Annotated in this window: 2 protein-coding genes and 1 pseudogene; all 3 read left to right on the top strand. The window is 33.8% G+C overall.

What is annotated here, in order from left to right; translation table 11 throughout:
- Nucleotides 1-787, top strand: a pseudogene (locus CHX27_RS15395) (RHS repeat domain-containing protein); the annotation flags it as partial.
- Between the two features lie 4 nt (nucleotides 788-791).
- Complete coding sequence (locus tag CHX27_RS00130) at nucleotides 792-1400, top strand: hypothetical protein (RefSeq protein ID WP_094484771.1); 609 nt, start codon at nucleotides 792-794, stop codon at nucleotides 1398-1400.
- A 66-nt stretch (nucleotides 1401-1466) separates the two neighbouring features.
- The gene (locus tag CHX27_RS15305) at nucleotides 1467-1667 is read left to right on the top strand and encodes a hypothetical protein (RefSeq protein ID WP_133063357.1); all 201 of its coding nucleotides are present in this window, start codon (nucleotides 1467-1469) and stop codon (nucleotides 1665-1667) included.
- Nucleotides 1668-1764: the final 97 nt, after the last annotated feature.

The following is a 1764-nucleotide window of genomic DNA, read 5'->3' as shown; positions in this document are numbered from 1 at the left end:
CGACCCAAAATGGAGTAGTTTTATAAGCGTGGATCCGTTGGCGGAAGAGTTCCCAGACCAATCACCGTATAACTTCGTGTTCAATAATCCTATGCGATATGTTGACCCCGATGGTCGTGCTCCAGTGGATTGGTTTAAAAACAGTGCAGGTAGAGTTGTTTGGTTTGATAATAAATCAAAAGGATTTACCGATACCAATGGAGAGAAATGGACGAATGTTGGTGCTACAACGGCTCAAGTTCAAAAGAATATGAATATACCAAAATCAGAAGTTATAAAATATACTACATTAGAAGCTTTTGGCTCAGATGGAACAGATGGAAACGGTAAATCAGGTGCAGCTGCTAATGTTGTTGTTTTCAATAATACAGCTCAAGTGGATTATAGCATGAATGTTGAAAATACGGGAACTAAAGGACAATTGATAAGTGGTAAAAGTGAAATTACGGGTGTTAAAGTTGATGCTAGATTCTCATCGGAAACTTATGCGCCAGGAATTCAGATTGATGGTGTTGCGGGTTTTTTTGGAGTTAAATCATGGACTCCGACAGGGAAAAACTTTATTTTTGAAAGTACTCCATTTAAAGATATTGGTATGCCTATGTTAAGTAACGCACCATATCATGCAACTTCGGAAGCCAGTTTATTCGTGCCTTTGAATTCTTATAGACGTCTAACGAATAGTTCATCAGGAGTTTCATCGGGTTTAAATTTAAGATTTGAGACCACTGCACAAACAACAAATAGAGCATCACAAGACCAAATACAATTTAATACAAGCAATTAAAATTATGAATTGTAAAATCTATCTACTAATCCTTTTAGTAACTCTTAGCTCTAGCTGCCAAAATAAGCAACCTGAGACCAAAACAGTGGCTAAAACTGATACAAAATGTTTGAAGTTATTTCAAAAATATAGAGAAAAATTTGTTACTTCTGAAAAAGACAGTGCGCGCGATTATATTGAAAGTGCTATGAAATGTGCCCCAGAAAATAAAAACTATATTAATAATGCCATCCAACTTTACATCAAAATTGGAAGTTACGAAAATGCAATTACTCAGATTGAGAAATTGAAAAGCGATGGAAGTGATATATCACTCGATTTTATGATTTCTGTTCTAAAATTAAAAATGAATGTTCCTTCCATAGATAACGATTTACGAAAAATTTATGGGCAATATAAAAATAATAAACAGCTTACATCCAGTAATTTGATTTATAAAATTGCTCTCGATAATTATTTCAATGATCGAAACTATGCTTTAAATCAGCTAAAAGAATATCGTAAAGTTTACATTACAGAATATGATGTTCAGAATTTAGATGCCGCTGAAAGTTTAGTAAAATCTCTAGGAAAAAAGGAAGTTTTATTTGCTCTTTTTAATATAAAGGATTAATAAGACAGATAGTGCTGCAAGTCAGTACCACAGCTCCGCAAAGATTTCTTATGAAAAGCTCTGCAAATGTCTCCCGACTTTGCAGGAGGATATGGAACTTTAAGTGGAACATTTAGCATGGGAATTACGAGTAAATTCGATTGGACACCTACAAGTTATTCGGTATCAGCTTCGGTCTATGGTGCTTCAGCTTTTAAAATTGGAGCTTCTATTTCTTTAAGCACAATGAAACTACAAAGCGCTCTTAAACAACCAACTAGAAAATAGTAATGAACACAATGATAATAAAGCAGTTGTCAACTTACACTTTACTTTTATTTTTATTGAGTTATCCAAATATATTCCGTATATTTATACCTGATTT

Origin of the sequence: Flavobacterium aurantiibacter, assembly GCF_002251775.1 — a bacterium.
GTDB lineage: Bacteria > Bacteroidota > Bacteroidia > Flavobacteriales > Flavobacteriaceae > Flavobacterium > Flavobacterium aurantiibacter.
Note: the sequence above shows the minus strand (reverse complement) of the source record. Positions and strands in the feature narration are given on the sequence as shown.